The organism is Ruoffia sp. FAM 24228 (genome assembly GCF_045528575.1).
GTDB classification, from domain to species: domain Bacteria; phylum Bacillota; class Bacilli; order Lactobacillales; family Aerococcaceae; genus Ruoffia; species Ruoffia halotolerans.
Map to the genome: position 1 here is coordinate 1 of NZ_JBGQQZ010000181.1, position 255 is coordinate 255.

Annotated in this window: 1 protein-coding gene; it reads right to left on the bottom strand. The window is 33.7% G+C overall.

Annotation, left to right across the window (positions count from 1 at the left end):
- Window positions 1-171, bottom strand: a 171-nt coding sequence (locus ACEN33_RS12580) for an HTH domain-containing protein (RefSeq protein WP_407095224.1), incomplete at its 3' end; no start/stop codon positions are given.
- Window positions 172-255: the final 84 nt, after the last annotated feature.

Here is a 255-nt window from a genome sequence, read left to right on the forward strand (position 1 = left end):
TGGGTCAAGACCCAATGATAAAAATATATCCTTGGGTTTGTGGCCTTGTTGAGATAAACAATAAAACTCCTGTTTAAATGCATCACCATATTGAATTACATGCTCACTCACATTTTCTATATACGGTGATTGCTTCAATATTTCGACGACTTCTGGACTATATATTCCCATGATTACTCACCTTTCTTTTTGGTTCACTAAAAATTTCAACGTATGACGGATTGTCTACAAATATTTAGTCTTTATACCTTTGAG